This window comes from Aureibaculum koreense (assembly GCF_034296135.1).
Classification (GTDB): domain Bacteria; phylum Bacteroidota; class Bacteroidia; order Flavobacteriales; family Flavobacteriaceae; genus Aureibaculum.
On record NZ_JAXKVV010000003.1, the window covers coordinates 144,595 to 165,715 of the forward strand.

The 21,121-nt window shown below is 34.6% G+C and carries 19 protein-coding genes; 10 read left to right on the plus strand and 9 right to left on the minus strand.

Annotated elements, in window-relative coordinates; all coding sequences use genetic code 11:
* Positions 1-21: 21 nt before the first annotated feature.
* Together UMM65_RS04385 and UMM65_RS04390 are read left to right on the plus strand one after the other, a co-directional pair.
* Positions 22-2,799, plus strand: coding sequence for a WD40/YVTN/BNR-like repeat-containing protein (locus tag UMM65_RS04385; RefSeq protein WP_321975264.1), 2,778 nt, complete (start codon positions 22-24; stop codon positions 2,797-2,799).
* On the plus strand, positions 2,799-3,422 hold the full coding sequence (locus UMM65_RS04390) for a TMEM175 family protein (RefSeq protein ID WP_321975265.1): 624 nt from the start codon (positions 2,799-2,801) through the stop codon (positions 3,420-3,422). Before UMM65_RS04385 ends, UMM65_RS04390 begins: the two co-directional genes overlap by 1 nt.
* On the opposite strand, the gene kdsB is transcribed toward UMM65_RS04390, so the two are convergent.
* Entirely contained in the window at positions 3,423-4,175 is a 753-nt protein-coding gene (kdsB, locus tag UMM65_RS04395; protein ID WP_321975266.1) for a 3-deoxy-manno-octulosonate cytidylyltransferase, read from the minus strand. It abuts the gene before it with no gap.
* A gap of 67 nt (positions 4,176-4,242) precedes the next feature.
* On the opposite strand from kdsB, the gene UMM65_RS04400 reads away from it, so the two are divergent.
* From UMM65_RS04400 to UMM65_RS04415, 4 genes are all read left to right on the plus strand, one after another.
* Entirely contained in the window at positions 4,243-4,731 is a 489-nt protein-coding gene (locus tag UMM65_RS04400) for an endonuclease domain-containing protein (protein WP_321975267.1), read from the plus strand.
* A gap of 199 nt (positions 4,732-4,930) precedes the next feature.
* Positions 4,931-5,554 carry a 30S ribosomal protein S16 gene (locus UMM65_RS04405; RefSeq protein ID WP_321975268.1) on the plus strand — a complete coding sequence of 208 codons (624 nt, stop codon included), beginning with the start codon at positions 4,931-4,933 and terminating at the stop codon, positions 5,552-5,554.
* A 250-nt stretch (positions 5,555-5,804) separates the two neighbouring features.
* On the plus strand, positions 5,805-6,332 hold the full coding sequence (rimM, locus tag UMM65_RS04410) for a ribosome maturation factor RimM (RefSeq protein WP_321975269.1): 528 nt from the start codon (positions 5,805-5,807) through the stop codon (positions 6,330-6,332).
* A 129-nt stretch (positions 6,333-6,461) separates the two neighbouring features.
* Positions 6,462-7,172, plus strand: coding sequence for a tRNA1(Val) (adenine(37)-N6)-methyltransferase (locus UMM65_RS04415; protein WP_321975270.1), 711 nt, complete (start codon positions 6,462-6,464; stop codon positions 7,170-7,172).
* 86 nt (positions 7,173-7,258) lie between these two features.
* On the opposite strand, the gene UMM65_RS04420 is transcribed toward UMM65_RS04415, so the two are convergent.
* The gene (locus UMM65_RS04420; protein WP_321975271.1) at positions 7,259-8,629 is read right to left on the minus strand and encodes a saccharopine dehydrogenase family protein; all 1,371 of its coding nucleotides are present in this window, start codon (positions 8,627-8,629) and stop codon (positions 7,259-7,261) included.
* Between the two features lie 58 nt (positions 8,630-8,687).
* Entirely contained in the window at positions 8,688-8,906 is a 219-nt protein-coding gene (locus UMM65_RS04425) for a putative signal transducing protein (protein ID WP_321975272.1), read from the minus strand.
* A gap of 74 nt (positions 8,907-8,980) precedes the next feature.
* On the opposite strand from UMM65_RS04425, the gene UMM65_RS04430 reads away from it, so the two are divergent.
* Complete coding sequence (locus tag UMM65_RS04430) at positions 8,981-9,349, plus strand: DUF423 domain-containing protein (protein ID WP_321975273.1); 369 nt, start codon at positions 8,981-8,983, stop codon at positions 9,347-9,349.
* A gap of 69 nt (positions 9,350-9,418) precedes the next feature.
* On the plus strand, positions 9,419-11,035 hold the full coding sequence (pckA, locus tag UMM65_RS04435) for a phosphoenolpyruvate carboxykinase (ATP) (protein ID WP_321975274.1): 1,617 nt from the start codon (positions 9,419-9,421) through the stop codon (positions 11,033-11,035).
* On the opposite strand, the gene UMM65_RS04440 is transcribed toward pckA, so the two are convergent.
* From UMM65_RS04440 to gdhA (UMM65_RS04465), 6 genes are all read right to left on the minus strand, one after another.
* Positions 11,032-11,445, minus strand: coding sequence for a DUF6146 family protein (locus tag UMM65_RS04440; RefSeq protein WP_321975275.1), 414 nt, complete (start codon positions 11,443-11,445; stop codon positions 11,032-11,034). The two genes, pckA and UMM65_RS04440, sit on opposite strands and share 4 nt — an antisense overlap.
* 54 nt (positions 11,446-11,499) lie before the next feature.
* A complete protein-coding gene (dinB, locus tag UMM65_RS04445; protein WP_321975276.1) occupies positions 11,500-12,591 on the minus strand; it encodes a DNA polymerase IV in 1,092 nt (363 codons plus the stop codon).
* Positions 12,592-12,716: 125 nt separating this feature from the next.
* Positions 12,717-14,054 carry an NADP-specific glutamate dehydrogenase gene (gene gdhA, locus UMM65_RS04450; RefSeq protein WP_321975277.1) on the minus strand — a complete coding sequence of 446 codons (1,338 nt, stop codon included), beginning with the start codon at positions 14,052-14,054 and terminating at the stop codon, positions 12,717-12,719.
* Between the two features lie 225 nt (positions 14,055-14,279).
* Positions 14,280-17,312 carry a PEP/pyruvate-binding domain-containing protein gene (locus UMM65_RS04455; protein ID WP_321975278.1) on the minus strand — a complete coding sequence of 1,011 codons (3,033 nt, stop codon included), beginning with the start codon at positions 17,310-17,312 and terminating at the stop codon, positions 14,280-14,282.
* Between the two features lie 124 nt (positions 17,313-17,436).
* Complete coding sequence (locus UMM65_RS04460) at positions 17,437-17,967, minus strand: hypothetical protein (RefSeq protein ID WP_321975279.1); 531 nt, start codon at positions 17,965-17,967, stop codon at positions 17,437-17,439.
* Positions 17,968-18,049: 82 nt separating this feature from the next.
* A complete protein-coding gene (gene gdhA / locus UMM65_RS04465) occupies positions 18,050-19,393 on the minus strand; it encodes an NADP-specific glutamate dehydrogenase (protein WP_321975280.1) in 1,344 nt (447 codons plus the stop codon).
* Positions 19,394-19,577: 184 nt separating this feature from the next.
* Between gdhA (UMM65_RS04465) and pheS the strand changes: the two genes are divergently transcribed.
* On the plus strand, positions 19,578-20,609 hold the full coding sequence (pheS, locus tag UMM65_RS04470; RefSeq protein ID WP_321975281.1) for a phenylalanine--tRNA ligase subunit alpha: 1,032 nt from the start codon (positions 19,578-19,580) through the stop codon (positions 20,607-20,609).
* A 2-nt stretch (positions 20,610-20,611) separates the two neighbouring features.
* The gene (locus tag UMM65_RS04475; protein WP_321975282.1) at positions 20,612-21,049 is read left to right on the plus strand and encodes a retropepsin-like aspartic protease; all 438 of its coding nucleotides are present in this window, start codon (positions 20,612-20,614) and stop codon (positions 21,047-21,049) included.
* Positions 21,050-21,121 lie beyond the last annotated feature (72 nt).

The window sequence follows — 21,121 nt, forward strand, 5'->3', positions numbered from 1 at the left end:
ACAAAAAACTAAACTATTCTCATGAAAAAATATCTACTTTTTTTAGCTTTTTTAATAATCTCTACTTCCATAATTTCTCAATCCATCGTTCAAAATGTACCTTTTACCAATATTGGCCCAACAGTTATGAGCGGTCGTGTGGTGGATTTTGATGTAAATCCTAATCAACCTACAGAGTTTTACGTAGCTTATGCTTCGGGTGGATTATGGTACACTAATAATAACGGAACATCTTTTTCAGCTGTAACCGAAAACGCCCCAACCCAAAACATGGGAGATGTTGCCGTGGATTGGAAATCGGGCATTATTTATATCGGTACGGGCGAAAGTAATTCTTCACGTTCATCTTATGCAGGAATCGGTATTCTAAAAAGTACAGACAAAGGTAAAACTTGGATAAATGTAGGCTTACCTGATTCGCATCACATTGGCAGAATGATACTTAATAAAAACAATCCTGACGAATTAATTGTTGGAGCAATTGGGCACCTTTATACTCCAAATACAGAACGTGGAATTTTTAAAACTACAGATGGTGGAAAAACATGGAAAAATGTATTGTTTATTAATGAAAACACAGGAGTAATTGATATTTCAGTTTCACCAACCAATCCTGATATTATGTATGCTGCCTCTTGGGAACGCATCAGAAAAGCATGGGATTTTGATGGTGATGGTCAAAATTCCGCTATTTATAAAAGTATGGATGGAGGATCAACTTGGGCAAAGTTAACCGATGCAAATAGCGGTTTTCCGTCAGATGATGGTGTTGGACGTATCGGTCTAGCGGCCTTTAACGACAACATAGTTTACGCTTTTTTAGACAATCAAAACAGAAGGCCAGATGAGAAAAAGGATAAATCGGAAGGTTTGAATAAAGATGATTTTGAAACGATGACCACTTCAACTTTTTTGGAACTGGACAACGAAAAATTGAACGATTTTTTAAAAGCCAACGGCTTCCCAAAAAAATACGAAGCTAAAAATGTAAAAGAAATGGTAAAAAATGGCAAGATAAAACCTGCCGATTTAAAAACCTATATAGTAGATGCCAACGCCTTGTTATTTGACTCACCCGTAATTGGTGCAGAACTTTACAAATCAACTGATGGTGGCAAAACCTGGACAAAAACGCATGATGGTTATTTAGATGGTGTTTATAGTTCTTACGGTTACTATTTCGGTACTATTGGTGTAAATACAGCTAACGAGAATAAAGTTTATATAGGTGGCGTACCCCTATTGAAAACAGATGATGGCGGTAAGACTTTCCAATCTATAGGTAAAGAAAATGTACATGCTGACCATCAAGCATTATGGATTAACCCTAAACAAGAAGGTCATGTTATCAATGGTAATGACGGCGGTGTAAACATAACTTATGACGATGGCGAAAATTGGATTAAAAATAACTCTCCCGCTGTTGGTCAGTACTACGCTGTAGCTGTTGACAATAAAAAACCCTACAATGTTTTTGGCGGATTTCAAGATAATGGTGTTTGGTATGGACCAAGTAATTATAAGGCATCTAAAAGTTGGGAAAGTAGCGGACAATATCCCTACAAGAGAATTGGGAGTGGTGACGGTATGCAAGTTCAAATAGACAGTCGTAATAATAATATTGTGTATTCTGGTTCGCAATTTGGATATTATTTCCGCCTAAATTTAGAAACTGGTGAGCGTTTGAGTATCCATCCAAAACATGAATTGGGCGATTCGCCATACCGATATAATTGGCAAACCCCTATTTTATTATCACCACACAATCAGGATATTTTGTACATGGGAGCCAATAAATTGTTGCGTTCTATGAATAAAGGCGAAAATTTTGATGTAATTTCCGATGATCTGACCACGGGCGGAAAAAAAGGAAATGTACCTTATGGAACATTAGCAACAATATCCGAAAGTCCATTTCAATTCGGTATGATTTATACGGGTTCTGATGATGGTCTAATTTATCTTACCAAGGATGGCGGGAATACTTGGGCAAAAATTTCAGATAATTTACCTCAAGATTTATGGGTATCTCGTGTAATTGCTTCGCAACACTATAAAAATAGAGTTTACGTGACCTTAAACGGTTATAGAAATGATGATTTTAAACCTTATGTTTACGTTAGTGAAGATATGGGCAACACATGGAAATCTATCATAAACGGATTGCCAGATTATTCTGTAAACGTAATAAAAGAAGACCCTTCGGATGAAAACATTTTGTATTTAGGTACTGATAACGAAGTATTCGTGAGTTTTGATAAGGGATCTAGTTGGAAAGTATTTTCGAATGGAATTCCAAAAGTTGCCGTACACGATTTGGTAATACAAGAAAGGGAAAAAGATTTGGTAATTGGCACACATGGACGCTCTATTTACAAAGCAAATATTAGCCCCTTACAACAATATAATAATATAAAAAGTAAGGCAATTGCACTATTTGAATTACCCGAAACCAGACATTCTTCGCGTTGGGGAAGTTCTTGGAGTCAATTCTCAGAACCTTACGAACCCAAGATTGATGTTTCTTATTTTGTTTCCAATGCGAGTGATGTCACACTGGAAGTTTTGGCCGATGATAAAAATGTATTGTATAGTAAAACGCTGAAAGCCGATAACGGATATAATTACACCGATTATGATTTTACCGTTTCTGAGAAAAGTCTAAAAAGCTATTTTGGTAAAAAGAAAATTGAGTTGAAAAAAGCGGATAATGAAAAATATTATTTGCCGAAAGGAGAATATATATTAAGAGTTTCTAGCGGCAAAGAGAGTGCCTCAAAAAAACTGATAATAAAATAATGCCCATACTAAAACAATCAAAAAGCCGACTCGAATCTATCAGTGATTCCATCTTTGCATTTGCCGCAACATTGGTAGTGGTTTCTTTAGACGTACCCGAAAGTTTTGAAGTTTTAAAAGAGAATTTATTTGGCTTTTTTAGTTTCGCTGTTAGTTTTTTAGGATTAATTCTAATTTGGAAAGTACACTATAATTTTTTTAGAAGAATTGAAAAAATTGACAATTGGATAATTGCCTTAAATATGGCTTTGCTATTTGTGATATTGTTCTTTGTTTATCCTTTAAAGTTCTTATCAAATCTGACCATAGGAAAAGGAACTATTAATTCAATGCAAGATTTATCAGAATTATTTCAATTATATGGTTTAGGATTCACTTTAGTTTTTCTTTTTATTTCTTTGATGTACCTCTACGCTTCTAGAAGTAAATCAGATATTTCTAACAGAGCCGAATTGAGATATTATTCTCGGCATTTTAGCATATTTGTAATTGTAGGTATTATTTCCATAATTATTGCCAAACTAAATTTAGGAATGAGTTTCGGTTTGCCTGGTTTTGCTTTTTTCCTCTTAGGTCCACTATGCTGGTGGTATGGAGTGAAGTTTGGGGTGAAGGAAAAGTGATTAATTTTTTTTCATAATTATATTTCTTACCCTTTCCAAGTCTTCCATCGTATCCACCGCTATAGTTTCAAATTCTGTTTTGGCTACTTTTATATTATTGCCATTTTCTAACCAACGGTTTTGTTCTAGAGATTCGGCAATTTCTAGAGTAGTTTGTGGTAAGTTGGCAAACTCTTGTAAAGCATTGGGTGTAAAGGCATACATCCCCACATGTTTATAAAAAATATGTTGTTGTTGCCAGTTGTTTTTGTCTGCATCACGTACAAAAGGAATCACGGAGCGACTAAAATACAGAGCGTTGTTGTTCTTATCTATTACCACAAAAACACCACCTTCAAATAAGTTTTCGGACGCATTTACGGGAATAACCAAAGTTGCCATTTCTGTTCTACTATCTTCAAAACAAGCAATGATTTGTTTTATCTGTTGAGGTTCTAACAACGGTTCATCTCCTTGTATATTAATAATCACATCAAAATCAATAAAAGCATTAGCCTTAAAAATTTCATAAGCCTCCAAGCATCTATTTGTACCAGTATTATGTTTATTGGAAGTCATTACCACATTACCGCCAAAATCTTTTACGGTTTTTTCAATACGTTTATCGTCCGTTGCCACAAGAACATCGGTCAAGGCTTTTTTAGCTTGTTCGTAAACATGTTGTATCATTGGCTTACCGCAAATATCCATCAAAGGTTTACCTTCTAGTCGCGTAGAGCCATATCTGGCAGGAATTATTCCTAAAACTTTCATGCTGGTTAGATTTTCTACAAATATAGAATTTATGTTTATCTTGGTGGAAATATTGAAACGAAACTAATTGGCAAAATCAAAACGCGAGCAAAATTCCCCTTCAAGCATGAAGGGGTGTCCGAAGGACGGGGTAGTTGACCATTTTATTATAAACGAAACCAAAATCCGAAAACACTACACCAAAGACCTCCCTTTCAACCCTACTTTAAAAGACCCTGCAAAACAATTACGCAAAGCAGGAAACCTAAGCGAAGTATTATTCTGGAAACAAGTACACAAGCATAAATTTCATCGGATAGATTTTGACAGACAGCGGATTATTGGAAATTATATTGTTGATTTTTATATCAAATCTCTTAGTCTAATCATTGAGATTGATGGTTCTAGCCATATGGGCAAGGAGGATTATGATGCTAAAAGGCAATTGTTTCTTGAAAATTTAGGATTGAAGTTTTATCGAATTGAGGATGTTATGGTTAAACGGGATTTAGGGAATGTGATGATGGGGTTGGAAGAATATATCATTAAAGAGTGTGGTATATCTAGTTTAGAATAATTGCAGGGCGTGATTGGCGATAAAAAGGCTACACCCCGCTCTTCGAGCACCCCTCTACAAGAGGGGAATTTACAATGCGTTAAAAAAATGACATCAATACAATATAAAACAAAAAAACATACTATATTTGCACCCCACTTCGAGAAAGTGAATAAATAATTAATAATCAAGGTCGTGTACCTTAAACAATTAACAACAAATGCCAGTAAAAATTAGATTACAAAGACACGGTAAAAAAGGGAAACCATTCTATTGGATAGTTGCCGCTGATGTACGTTCAAAAAGAGACGGTAAGTCTTTAGAAAAATTAGGAACTTACAACCCTAACACCAATCCTGCAACTATCGATTTAGATATTGATGGTGCTGTAAAATGGTTACAAAACGGAGCTCAACCTACCGATACTGCAAGGGCAATCTTGTCGTACAAAGGTGCTTTATTAAAAAACCATTTAGCGGGTGGTGTAAAAAAAGGTGCTTTAACAGAAGAGCAAGCTGATGAAAAATTCAACGCTTGGTTAGAAGACAAAGCAAAAAGAATTGATGCAAAAATTGAAGGCCTTTCAAAAGCTGAGAAAAAAGCAAAAGCGAAAGCCCTAGAAGCTGAAAAAGAAGCTAACGAAGCAAGAATCGCTAAAAATGCACCCGTTGCAGAAGTAACTGAAGAAGTTGCAGCTACCGAAGAGGTTGCTGAAGAGGCTCCTCAAACTATTGATGAAGCCGCTGCCGAAGCACAAGAAGCACCAGTTGCTGAAAAAGTAGAAGAAGTAAAAGAAGTGGAAGCCAAAAAAGAAGAGGCGGGAGCATCAAAAGAAGAAGAATAAATTTACTTTATAAATCTTATCTTTAAAGCCTGACAAATTTTGTCGGGCTTTTTTAATTTTATGGATTTCAATAATATAATGTGTTCGTCACCCTGAACTTGTTTCAGGGTCGCACCCAATTGTGATATGATGCTGAAATCGAAGATTCATGAATCCCATAAGAAAACGGTAGAAAATCTATGAATAAACGAGTTCAGCATGACGTTGTTCAATATTATTACTAATTACGGAAAATTAATTAATTTTCATCATGCAAAAAAAAGATTGTTTCTACTTAGGAAAAGTAGTCAGAAAGCATAGTTTTAGAGGTGAGGTAGTTATAAAACTTGATACCGATCAGCCTGATTTGTATCAAAATATGGATGCTGTCTTTTTAGAAGTTGGCAACAATTTTATTCCCTTTTTTATTGAAAATAGTCTATTGCAAAAAGGAAATCAGTTACGCGTAAAATTTGAAAATTTTACAACGGAAGAAGATGCCGATTCAATTATGAAATGCGATGTTTATCTGCCCTTAACGCTATTGCCAAAGCTAACTGGTAATAAATTTTATTACCATGAAATTATTGATTTTACAGTTGAAGATGTAAATTATGGCAATGTTGGAACAATAGTCGGAATAAATGACAAAACGGCCCAACCTCTTTTTGTTATTGAGAACGGAAATAAAGAAATTTTGATACCAATGATTGATGACTTTATAAAAAAAGTAGATAGAGCGAATAAAAAAATTGAGGTGGAAACGCCTGAAGGGTTGATTGAAATGTACTTGGGGTAAAAAATAAAAAGAAAATTTCAAGCACCAAATTTCAAAAAAGCATTCGATACTTTAGTTATACCACAGAGACACACGGAGTAAGCACATACGCGGAGAACTTTCAGTTTATCATAAATCTTAAATTTAATAATGCAACTTTTTAAATTCAAACAATTTTCGGTAAATCAAGACCGCTGTGCCATGAAAATTGGTACTGATGGGGTATTGCTTGGAGCTTGGACATCCTTACTTAACAATCCTAATTCCATTCTTGATATTGGGACAGGTACTGGCGTTATTGCCCTGCAATTGGCTCAGCGTTCAAATGCAGAAATTATTGACGCTTTAGAAATTGACGACAATGCTTTCGAACAAGCCGTAGAAAATTTTGAAAATTCAATTTGGGGCGATCGACTTTATTGCTACCATGCTTCATTAAAAGAGTTTACCATCGAAATTGATGATAATTATGATTTAATTGTTTCCAATCCACCATTTTATAGCGATGATTTTCATAGTGATGATAAAGCTAGAAATACGGCTCGTTTTACGGCCTCTTTGCCTTTTGAGGAATTATTAAAGTCAGTATCTGAACTATTGAGTAATGACGGTGTTTTCTCCATAATTATCCCTTTTAAAGAAGAAGAAAATTTTATCATCTTAGCTAAAAAATATAACCTCTTATTAAATAAAATCTGTAGGGTAAAAGGCACACCCGAAACAGAAACTATACGAAGTTTAATCGAATTTTCTTTTATGGAAAAAGATGCTATAATTGAAAATTTAGTAATTGAAACCGCTCGGCATCAATACACAAATGAATATATAGATTTGGTGCGAGACTTCTATCTAAATATGTAGTACTATTATGATTAGACCCTGAAACAATCCCGAAAGCTTTCGGGACAGGGTGATGTTATTAACAAGATTTCCAGTAGTCGAAAAATTTACCCGATAACTATATCAGGATTATACCCTAAATACGGTGTTTTTATTTCATTAAACACAATTCCATAGCTTTCTAACTCCTTTAAAATAGGATCGTAAACTTCTTTGGTTATTGGTATTTGAACGCCCGGCGTAGTAATTTTTTTATTCAGAATTAATAAAGTGGCAATTGCAACTGGCAAACCAACGGTTTTTGCCATGGCGGTATAAGTCTGATCTTCGCCTATAACCGTCATACTCGATTCTATTTGACGTTTTTCATTCTCATATTCATAACCAAACTTATGGTGCATTACAATCATATCTTTATCTTCTTTTTTCAAAGTCCAATTGTCCATGAGTATCTTTTGCAATACCTGAGCCGGAGTGGCGTTTTTCAATCCTACTTTTTTATTGGGATTAAAAATATCCAATTCAACCAGTTTTTCCCACATTACATCATCTTGGTCAATTTTAAGATACGAACGCAACTTCAATTCAACAGAATCATTAGGATTATAAGCTAAAAACAAATTTGTAAAATCACGATAGCTCATATTTTCAGAATCTTCTAGCGTATAGCTATCGTCTGTCATTCCCAACTGCACAAACATATTCCAAGCTCTAGAAAAACCAACACGTCTAATGGTACCTCTATACATAGTCAATATGTTTTCTAATCCGTAAGTTTTTATATATTTTAAAGAATCTCGGTTAGCGTAGGCCTCAAACTTACCAGCATCTGGCAGGTTTAAAATTTCGGTTCGTCGAAATAATTTGTGGTAAGGAATGTATTTATAAGTACCTTCTTGTATAAATTTCGCCGCACCTCCTTGCCCTGCTAACACCACATTTCTAGGATTCCATGTAAATTTATAGTTCCATAGGTTTGTATCACTTTCTGGAGCTACCAATCCGCCTGTAAAGGATTCGAATAACAACATTTTAGCATCGTTTCCCCTAATCCTATCAATTACTTTCATTGCACTCATATGGTCAATACCAGGGTCTAGGCCAATCTCATTCATAAAAATAAGTCCATTAGCATTCACCTCCTCATCAAGAGCTTTCATATCATCAGAAACATAAGACGCGGTGACCATGTTTTTTTTATAAGTAATACAGTCTTTTGCCACTTCTATATGAAATCTGGCAGGCAACATCGAAACCACAATATCAGTATTTTTAATAGCCTGAACTCTTGCCTTTTCATTAAAAATATCCAAAACCATAGTCTTAGCATTTTTGTGATTTTTAATAATTGATTTTGCCAAATCGGTTGAAATATCAGCAATAGTAATTTGCAATTTTTCAACTTCCGATTTTTCCAATAAATATTTGATGAGCGATGCCGACGAACGACCTGCACCGATGATTAAAATATTACGCATAGATTGTGTTAATTATAAAACGAAGGTATAAAATTTGATGATGTTTTCTAAACAAATACTATGTTTTATGTAAACTTAAAATAGATAGTGCATTGTCAAAATCCGTACTATCAACCATTAATTTATAATCTTCAATAAAAGCAGTACCGATGGTATAGGTCAAGTTTTCATCAACCAGATAGTTGTTGATGTCCTCACTTTCCAATTTCATCTTTGCAATTTGAACTTCGTGAAGATAAGGTGAACGAAATACCAATTTTAGGCTTTTATTTTTCAATTAAGTTTTGTTTAATTATTAAAATCCGGTCTTGTAAATATATGTTATTTTTGTAGTAGAACAAACTTGTTAAAATGAAAAAAAACTTATCAGTTACTGCTGCACTTGGAATACTCGCTATCATTCTTGGAGCTTTTGGTGCTCATGCTTTAAAAGAAAAATTAGGTCTTGATGCCTTGCAAAGTTTTGAAACTGGAGTGCGTTATCAAATGTACCATGTTTTGGCCTTACTTTTTGTCAATACTTATAACGGTTTTTCATCTAAAGCAAAAAACATAGTAAGTTGGTTGTTTTTTATTGGGATTTTATTTTTTTCAGGTTCAATTTACGCCATAACCGCTGGTGGTATTGACCCAAAACTAATTTGGTTTATCACACCTCTAGGTGGAATGTTATTTATTGCAGGATGGTCGGTCATACTCTTCAACTTTTTTAAGAAGTAAAAAAACTACGAAAACGTTTTCGTTAAATGTAATAATGTTTAATTTTGCAGTCCAAACTAACGAAAATATATGGAAGATTCTACTAAATCAGTTAATGCGATATTAAAAAATTACGGAATTACAGATGCCAAAGTACATTGGAACTCATCGCCCGAAGAACTTACCCAAATCTGTGTTGATAAAGGATTGGGGGAAATAGCAGATTCTGGTGCTTTAATGGTAAATACAGGCGAATTTACGGGTAGATCTCCTCAAGATAGATTTATAGTAAAAGATGAGCTAACTGCCGATAAAGTTTGGTGGGGCAACATTAACTTACCTTTTGACACTGATAAATTTGATAAACTTTATGATAAGGTAATCAATCATTTATCTGGACAAGAATTATATGCCCGTGATGCTTACGCTTGTGCCGACGAAAGGTACAGAATAAACATCAGAATAATTACCGAATTGCCTTGGTCAAACCTATTTGCTTACAATATGTTTTTAAGACCTAAGGAAAGCGAACTTGACATGTTTCAACCTGAATGGCTGATATTACAAGCCCCTAGTTTTATGGCAGTTGCTAAAGAAGATGGGACACGTCAACACAACTTCGCTATATTAAATTTTAAACGAAAAATAATTCTTATAGGCGGTACTGGTTACACTGGCGAGATCAAAAAAGGTATTTTTTCTGCGTTGAATTTTATACTCCCCGTTGAAAAAGAGACCTTGCCAATGCATTGCTCCGCAAATGTAGGTGAAGATGGTGAAACCGCAATTTTCTTCGGGTTGTCTGGAACAGGAAAAACCACGTTGTCTGCTGACCCAGACAGAAAACTGATTGGTGATGATGAACACGGCTGGACAAAAGACAATACCATTTTTAATTTTGAAGGTGGCTGTTACGCAAAAGTTATTAATCTTTCTGAAGAAAACGAACCTGATATTTTTAAAGCCATAAAACCTGGAGCTATATTAGAAAACGTTGTTTGCAAACCAGGCACCAATGAAGTAGATTTTTCTAACACTTCTATTACTCAAAATACAAGAGTTAGTTATCCCATACATCATATTAACAATATAAAAATTCCATCGTTAGCTGGCAATCCTAAAAATATATTCTTTTTAACTGCGGATGCATTTGGTGTTTTACCTCCGATTTCTAGATTGTTGCCAAACCAGGCCGCTTATCATTTTATTTCAGGATATACGGCAAAAGTTGCTGGTACTGAAGCTGGGGTTACAGAACCTGTGCCCTCTTTTTCTGCTTGTTTTGGAGCTCCATTTATGCCACTTCATCCTGCTAAATATGCAGAAATGCTAAGTAAAAAAATGAAAGATTCTGGTGTAAACGTTTGGTTGATAAATACTGGATGGACGGGTGGTCCTTATGGCGTGGGAACTCGTATGAAATTGAAATACACCAGAGCAATGATTAATGCGGCTCTAAATGGTGATTTAGGTCCTTACAATTACAAAGATTATCATATCCACTCGGTTTTTGGAGTAGCCCAACCTAGAAGTTGTCCAGGTGTGCCAACGGAAGTTTTAAGTCCGCGTGCCACATGGAACGACGACGAAGCGTATTACAAAATGGCCTTCAAACTTTCCAATGCGTTTAGAGAAAACTTCAATAAATTTGAAGATATAGCCAATGAGGAAATACGACGTGGCGGCCCACAGCGTTTTGCGTTTTAATCAACCCTAAAAGAGCTTAAACGCATACCATATTTTTTCTGTGCAAACTGAAAATATTGATAGAGTTTATAATTGACTTCCATTCCATAATCAATATTTGGCTGATAGTCAATTTCATTTTCATAAATGTTAGAATTATACTGTAGAGGACTTCTGAATCTATTATTCCATTCCATTACCATAACTCTATTTCTAGTTTCTAACGAACTTTGTGTATAATAACTCTCAGGTTTTGCAGTTGCTAAATAACTATTAAAACCAGGGTCTATTATGATAATTTCATATTCTAAACTATCATTGGCAATTCTTACAGGCTCTTCTTTTTCTTCATTAGTAGTTGTAGTTTGTTGCGTACCACAACCCACCATTAAAAAACCGAATATTCCTAATATATAAATTAAATTCTTCATCTTTAAATGTTTATCTTGTGTTTAAAGGTACAATAATTGTTCCAATTGCGGGTTTTAAAATTCCAATTTTAACTGAACTTCCATTGGTTCTTCTTTTATATCCGTATTAGTGTTTAAGTTAGACAGCGAAATGCCCAATAATCTTACAGATTCATGCAACTTTTCTTGATATAACAGTTCTTTTGACTGTTCTAACAACACACTTTTATTCTTTATAAAATACGGTAATGTTTTACTTCTTGTTTGTACCGAGAAATCGCTATACTTTATTTTAAGCGTAATGGTTTTACCTGCAATATTCTGTTTTTGGAGTCGTTTTTCTAATTCTACAGCTATTTGTTCTAACTTCTCCATCATATAGATTTCTGAAGTAAGATTGGTGTAGAATGTATGTTCCGCCGCAACCGATTTTCTAATTCGGTTGGGCTTTACCTTACTGTTATGAATTCCCCTTACGATATGATAATAATGGTTACCCGATTTTTTAAAGTGCTGTGTCAAAAACTCAAGTGATTTTTCTTTTAAATCCTTGCCAGTAAAAATTCCCAAATTATACATCTTAGAAGCCGTAACCTTACCAATTCCATAGAATTTTTTAACGTCTAAACCTTCTAGAAATTCGAGTACTTCTTCTGGTGGAACGGTTTTTTGCCCATTTGGTTTATTGACATCTGAAGCTATTTTAGCCACAAATTTATTGATTGATATTCCCGCAGAGGCATTTAAACCTACTTCATCAAAAATTTGTTGTCTAATTTCTTGGGCTAAAATTGTAGCTGAAGGAAAATTCTTTTTATTCTCGGTTACATCTAAATAGGCTTCATCTAACGATAAAGGTTCAACCAAATCTGTATATTGATTAAAAATGTTTCTAATTTGATTTGATATTTCTTTGTATCTGGCAAAGCGAGGTTTTACAAAAGTTAAATGTGGACAATTTTTACGGGCCAATACACCACTCATCGCTGACCGGACTCCATATTTTCGTGCCTCGTAACTTGCCGCCGATACCACACCCCTTTCTCCACCACCGCCAACAGCTAATGGTTTTCCTCTTAATTCGGGATTGTCCAATTGCTCAACCGAAGCGTAAAAAGCATCCATATCAATATGGATTATTTTTCGGTATGGAGGTAATAAAGTCATAACCAAAAATAATGAAAAAAGCCCACCCTAACCCTCCCAAAGGGAGGGAATAAAAAAACTCGCTTTTCAGCGAGTTTTTAATATATAAATTTGAATTCCTCCCCTTCGAGGAGGTTAGGAGGGGCTTACACCACTCCCAAATCCATCATGGCATCTGCAACTTTGATAAAGCCAGCGATATTAGCTCCTTTTACATAGTTAACATATCCGTCAGGTTCGGTACCATATTTTAAGCACGCTGTATGAATTGAAGTCATAATTTGACGCAATTTTTCGTCAACCTCTTCTATTGGCCAATTTAGTTTCATCGCGTTTTGTGACATTTCCAACCCTGAAACGGCAACACCACCAGCATTAACAGCCTTTCCTGGAGCGTAAAGTATTTTATTTTTATGAAACACATCAATCGCATCGGGCGTACAACCCATATTGGAAACCTCTGCTACATATTTAACACCATTAGCTACCAGTTTTTCAGCATCCTCGCCATTAAGTTCATTTTGAATTGCACAGGGCATCGCTATATCACATTTTACGTTCCAAGGTCGTTCTCCATGATAAAATTTGGCTTCTGGAAATTCTTGTACATATGGAGAAACGATATCGTTATTTGAAGCTCTTAGTGCCAATAGATAAGAAATTTTTTCTATATCGAGTCCTTTCTCGTCATGGACATAACCGTCAGGACCCGATATAGTTACAACTTTCCCGCCAAGTTCAGTAACTTTTAGAGCAACGCCCCAAGTTACATTACCAAAACCTGAAAGGGTAACTGTTTTACCTTTAAAACTATCATTTTTAGTGTCCAGCATTTCTTTGGTAAAATAAGTACCTCCAAAACCTGTGGCTTCTGGTCTGATTAAACTGCCGCCCCAATTCAATCCCTTACCGGTAAATACGCCCGTGTGTTCTTGTTGCAATTTTTTATACATACCGTACATAAACCCTATTTCTCGTCCACCTGTACCAATATCGCCAGCCGGCACATCGGTATTTGGCCCAACAACTCTCCACAATTCCAACATAAAGGCTTGGCAAAAACGCATAATTTCAGCATCTGATTTTCCTTTTGGGTTAAAATCTGAACCGCCTTTCCCACCACCCATAGGTAAAGTAGTTAAGGCATTTTTAAAAATCTGTTCAAATCCTAAAAACTTAAGAATACTCAGATTTACACTTGGGTGTAAACGAATTCCTCCTTTATAAGGACCAATAGCATTGTTAAATTGTATTCTATACCCTAAATTAACTTGTACGTCGCCATTATCATCAACCCAAGAAATTCTAAATGTAAAAACTCGATCTGGCTCTACCAATCTTTCAATAATTTTTGCCGCTTCATATTGTGGATTTTCATTATAGATGGTTTCGATAGATTCCAACACCTCATGAACCGCTTGTAAATACTCCTTTTCTCCGGGATGTTTGGTTTCTAAATTGGTCAATATTGCTTTTACGTTCATATTTTGAATTTTTTGGTGAATTTTTATGGTAAGAACAAGTTCTCGATACACCACACGAAAAAGCGTGGCATTCGAACTGACGTTAAGAAGAGAACAGGTTCGAACAAAATTGTAACACAAAAATAATATTATTAAATTCTATTTTCGACAAAATAACTGTAATTATTTTTCAATTTGATAATTTGAGCCCCAAGAACTAGCTCTAATCTATCATATCCTTAAAATTTACATAAATCCTTCTGGAGGTAGTTCGTCTAAAGTACTTTCTAAAGATATTTGTTCGTTATTAAATTTATAATCAGCTTTGAAAATAGCAGCTTTATTATTTTTGCCTTCAATAACAACGGACAATGGTGTTTTAAAAGTTATATGTCTTAGAAAATCGTCTTCATAAACAGCTTCTTGTTTGTTCAAGTAATCGACATCAAAAGAACCATCATCTAAAAATGGATTAATAGTTAAATAGCCTACGTTAAATGCGGTTAAATTCTGAAAGAAGTGGGTACCTTGACTAGGGTCTATCCTAAAATCGTTCAAGCCAGCTTCAACAATTACCTTTGCCGCAGAAATTTGAGGCCAAATTACAGGAATACCTAACCAAGGGTCGCTAGAACCCCACCTTCCAGGTCCAACTAAAATATAATTTTTGTTTTCTTCAACAAACTTCTTGTTTATCTTTTCCACAGCTGAGGCAATTTGCCTAGTGTTAGCCGCATTAAAAGTATCGGGTTTTACATAAACAAAATCGTAAATATGGTCGTATTTACCATTGCCTAAAGCAGATTCTGAATAAATAATTGTATCGGAAACATTAAAGTCTTTGGGTAGCTCGCTCAACGTTTCATTGCTTTCTACAATAGGTCTAATTTGCAAAAAACTAAATTGCTTGGGTTTACCTTCTGGAACATCTAACTTAACCGCAAACTCAATTTCTATGGGATTTCGCATCTCGCGTTGCCCAGTACGCAACAACTCTTGAAGTATTTCAGGCAACGGAAAAGTTCCGTATTTTAGAATATTATCAAAAGTAATTACGCGAATTCCGTCGTGCATTACTCCAGGTCTGATAGTATTATTTTGTAAATCGTAAGTTGAAGCTACAAATTTTAAAGAACCATGATTTTCAGCTTTTCTGATAGATATTTTCTTTTTGTTGACGGCTTCGCTGGTAGAAGCTACAAAACTTTCAGGGTTCATGTCTAATCCATAAAAATATTGTTGCGTATCTCTTTGTGTCGAACCTGGTGTTGATAACTGGATTATTTTTTTTGGATGATATGGAGAAAACCGCAATGTTTTGCCACCGCCCACAATAATCTCGCCTAAACCCAAGGCAATATTGGCAATGCCTTCTTGGGGTTTTTCGTTACCAATAGGATAAAAATTAATAGACCTTGCTACTCCAGAAATATTTGGATAAAAAACATCATCATACTGATTGCCCGTAATTTCCTGTAAAATTACGGCCATTCTGTTTTCTTCAACTGTGTGCGAAGTCGCCTTTAAATAAAGTTTACTATTTTGAAAAAATGCCGATGCCATAACCGACTTCACTGCATCTGAAACCATTTCCAACATTTGTTTAGATTTGGTTTTAGGAAGCATATATGTAGCAAAAACTCCCGCAAACGGTTGATAATGAGAATCTTCCAAAACGCTTGAAGAACGAATAGCTATTGGATGTTTAGTTACTTTTAAAAATGCTTTAATATCTTCCATTACCCAGTTGGGCAATGGTTTTGAAACAAATTTGCTTAAAATTTCCTCATCGTTATCGCAATCGGCCGCAAACCTCAAAAGCTTATGCTGATCCATAAACTCATCAAAAACTTCTGTACTTAATACTACTGTTCTTGGTATAGATATTACAACATTATCGTATTTTTTAAACAGTCTATTCCGCTTTAGAAATGAATCTATAAAGGCTAAACCCCGGCCTTTTCCGCCCAAAGCTCCATCGCCAATTCTTGCAAAACCTAAATATTTATCATATTTATTTTTGTTGAATTTGGAAATTACACCTCTAGCTCTATAAATGCGGTAAACTTTTATAGCTTCTATTAAAAAGTTTCTGATTTCTTCCGCATCTTCAAAATCTGCATATTCAACATTATGAAATAAATTTGCTAGTGGAAAAAGTGCTCTAGACCGTAACCATTTTGAATATTCACTACGAATTGCGTGATAGGTAATCGATTCTTTAGTAACTATTGTCAGTGCTTTTTGAAAAGCATTTAAATCCTTGACCGTAGCAAGTACTTTATGTTGTTCGGGGTCCCAAAATTCAAAATCACCAAAAGAAAAATATTTGGTAATATAATTTTTTAGTTCCAGTTCTATGGTCTCGGAATGTTTCCATAAAAACTTTCCTTTTAATTCTAAAGCTTTTTTTTCATTTTCTTTATCTGAAGATTGTATCAAAAAAGGAAAATAGCGTTGAATATTCCGTACGTATTTTAAAAATTGAAATCCCGCTGTAGGATCGCGTTTGCCATCCTTAAAATAATTGACATCAGAAATTACGCCCAGCAGATTTTCTTTATATTTTTCAAACAATGCCAACCCTTCTTCATATTGGGTAGCCAATAAAATTTTTGGACGACCCCTCATTAAATTCATAGCCCTATGTTCATTTAAACCCTCAGACATAAACGACCGTGTTTGTTTTAAAATAATCCTATACATAACGGGCAAATATCTAGAGTAAAACCTAAGCGAATCCTCCACCAATAAAATAGCTTTTACACCAATTTCATTAATATCCTTATCGGCATTCATTCTATCTTCCGCCAATTTTATAATAGCCAAGAAAATATCAACATTTCCATTCCAGTGGAAAACATAGTCGATAATACCAACATTTTCCCTTAATATTTTTTTTCTCAGTTCCGAAGAATAATGGCTCAATGCCGCAATGGGTACTTTTGGAAAAGACTCTTTTAATAAAATTGAGGTTTCAAAGGCTTTGTAACTACCAATATCCAACCAAGTTATTACTAGGTCTATCTTGTCGGAACCTAAAGTTTTTAATGCTTTTTTTGCCGAGTTGGCATGCAAAAAGGTTGGTGGATACCTTAAGTTTAAGGCTGTATATTCATTAAAAATACGCTCGTCAATTCGTCCGTCTTCTTCCAACATATAAAAATCGTAATTGGAACAGACAATCAATACTTTATTAATCCGATTTTGCATTAATTGTTCAAAAGCAAAATCTTCAAATATGTAGGTTTTTAGATTTGGAAGCGTTTTTTTTGTCATTATTTGTGTTTAACACAAATATAGGGAAATATTTAATCGTGTTTGACGGAAATACTTTAACCACATCACAATAGAAGTATTTCTTAATGCGGATCTTAAATATATTAAATAGACTTATGATTTATTAACTAATAAAGTCAAAGGTTTCTAAAAACAAAACTCCTTTTAAATAAAACCTACGACCTCCTGTTGATGTCATTGGCCCTCCTTCCATATATTTTTCCATCTCAATTGTAGATAATGTTCTATTTTCCCTTTTATCAAAAATCAAGCAAGAGCCCTTCTCTAAATGGTGTGCCAAAATATAAGTACTATCACTAGGACGGTATAGATAATCTGTCATCAATAAAAACTCCTGATTCTTCGAATCTTGAGTCGCTTGTGCTTCAATCTCTTCATAACCTCCTAAAGGTATTGGTTCCTCCCCTGCACCAAATATAACTTTGAATGGATATGAGTTAATATAGATAGTAAAATTGGTTTTTATCAAGTAATTGCTATTTTCAAATAAAATTACCGTCTTTTCAAAAAAAGAAGACTCAACTTCAGTTATGAGATCAATTGCTACAAGTTTAGAATGACTGGTATCTTCTTTATCACAGCCAAAAAAGAACATGCCTACTATCAATAAGAAAAATATTTCTCTCATTTTCATATTTGGTAATTTTTTTAATTAGATGTATACTATTAGTTAAGGTTGCGTGATTAATTTATAACATCTATTCTACTATCAAACATCAAACCGCTCCTTGAGCTAACATGGCATCAGCCACTTTTACAAAACCAGCAATATTTGCCCCTTTAACATAGTTGCAATAACCATCTTCTTCTTTACCGTATTCAATACAAGAATTGTGGATGTCGGACATAATTCCTTTTAAACGTTCATCCACTTCCTCTCTTGACCAGCTTATTCTTAACGAATTTTGAGACATTTCCAGCCCAGAAGTGGCAACACCACCCGCATTTGAAGCTTTACCTGGTGCAAAAAGAATTTTTGCTTTTTGAAACTCATGGATAGCTTCAGGTGTAGAAGGCATATTTGCTCCTTCCGCCACACAAATACAACCATTTTTAAGTAGTGTTTTAGCATCATTACCATCAAGTTCGTTTTGTGTTGCACAGGGCAAGGCAATATCACATTTAATATGCCACGGCGTTTCTCCTTTATGAAATGTTGCTGATGCATATTTTTCTGCATACGCTGAAATACGTCCTCTTTTATTATTTTTTAAATCCATTACATACTCTAATTTCTCCTGATTGATTCCTCCTTTATCAAAAATATAACCTTGAGAATCTGAAAGCGTTAATACTTTCGCTCCCAATTGAATTGCTTTTTCAGCGGCATATTGTGCTACGTTACCCGAACCAGAAATAACCACGTCTTTCCCTTTAAAGTCTTCACCCTGAGTTTCCAACATACTTTGGGCAAAATATACCGTTCCATAACCCGTTGCCTCTGGCCGAATCAATGAACCGCCCCAAGAGCGACCTTTACCTGTTATTACACCCGTAAACTCATTTCTAATTCTTTTATACATACCAAATAAATACCCAATCTCCCTTGAACCCACTCCGATATCTCCAGCGGGCACATCGGTGTTTGGACCAATATGCCTACTTAGTTCTAACATAAAAGCATGGCAAAAACGCATAACCTCTTCATCGGATTTTCCTTTTGGATCAAAATCCGAACCGCCTTTACCACCACCCATGGGCAGAGTTGTTAAACTGTTTTTAAAGACCTGCTCAAAAGCTAAAAATTTTAGAATACTTGCATTTACAGTAGGGTGGAATCGCAAACCGCCTTTATAGGGACCAATGGCCGAATTCATTTGAATACGGTAACCTCGATTCACATGAATTTCTCCGTCATCATCTGTCCATGCTACACGAAACGAAATTAATCGCTCAGGCTCTACCATTCTCAGTAAAATATTTTTCCCATAATAAATTTCTTTGTCAACAATGTAGGGTATTACCGTTTCGGCAACTTCTTGTACTGCTTGTAAAAATTCTGGCTCGTGGTGATTGCGTTTTCTCACCTCGTCCATAAAAGCATTTATTTTTGATTCCATAATTTGCAGAGCTTAGTTTTGTGATTTTATCAATATTCTTCTAACAAATGTAGTTAAATTATATTTTTGACAATTTAAAAACAATAATTATTTATTTTGAACTCATTTAACTTTAGAATAATAGAAAACTATTCTTAATCTATTGTCTAAAAATAGTAAATTTGCAATCCAAGTTAAGCAATAAATGTTAGACAAAGTAAAAGAATTCATTAACGAAATCAATGCTTTTAATTCAAGTTCAAAGGAAGAAATAGAAGCATTTAGAATAAAATATTTAGGCAGTAAAGGAATATTGAAGGGTTTATTTGCCGAGTTTAAAAATGTTGATCCGAAACAGAAAAAGGAATTCGGACAAGCCTTGAACAACTTAAAAACTGCTGCTGAAAATAAGGTTGAAACACTTACTAATGCCTTAGACAATAGTGCTTTGCAAAAAAATGTTTATGGAGATTTAACCAGACCGGCTGAGCCTATAGAGTTGGGTGCAAGACATCCTATTTCTATCGTTAAGAATCAAATTATTGATGTTTTTTCCCGTATTGGATTTACCATTTCCGAAGGTCCGGAAATTGAAGATGATTGGCATAATTTTACCGCATTGAATTTACCAGAATATCATCCAGCAAGAGATATGCAAGACACTTTTTTTGTTGAAAAACACAAAAATGTGGAAAAAGATATGTTGCTGAGAACGCATACCTCTTCGGTTCAAATACGGTATATGGAGAATAATAAACCTCCAATTAGAACTATTTCTCCGGGACGTGTTTTTAGAAATGAAGACATTTCTGCACGTTCACATTGTATTTTTCATCAAGTGGAAGGTTTGTATATTGATACCGATGTTTCTTTTGCCGATTTAAAACAGACATTGACTTATTTTACCAAAGAAATGTTCGGCAAATCAAAAATTAGGTTACGACCTTCCTATTTTCCGTTTACTGAACCGAGTGCCGAAGTTGATATTTATTGGGGCTTAAAAACAGAGACCGATTACAGAATTACTAAAGGCACAGGCTGGTTAGAAATTATGGGTTGCGGTATGGTAGATCCGAATGTGCTAAAAAATACAAAAATTGATCCTGAAAAGTATAGTGGATTTGCATTTGGAATGGGCATTGAGCGTATTGCGATGTTGTTATATCAAATTCCGGATATTAGAATGCTGTTTGAAAATGATATCAGATTTTTAGAACAATTCAAATCTGTTATTTAAACATGAGCCTGAAAGATTTTTTAATCAACAAAAAATACATTAGTGTTAAATTAAAAAAAATCGCTACCAATCATTTTGAGATAAAAGCCAAAATCAACGGTGTAAAAGGGCGATTTATTTTAGATACCGGTGCTTCAAATTCCTGTGTGGGTTTTGATGAAATTGAAAAATTTAATCTAAAAACCGAAGATTCCGAGCATAAAGCGGCTGGTGCAGGACCAGAAGAAATTGACACACAAATTTCTAAAAAGAATAAGATTGAAATAGGCGATTTTAAAATTAAAAAAGTCCCACTGGTGTTGATAGATTTATCGCACATCAATAACGCATTGACAAAACAAGAAGCCAAACCCGTAAACGGAATTATTGGTGCTGATGTTTTAGAAGAAGGCAATGCGATTATAGATTATAAGAAGCGGAAACTTTATCTTTATAAATAATGAAGTTATTAAGTTACTGGGTTATTAGGTAAATAAAATAACTCAATAACAGAATAACCCAATAACTTAACA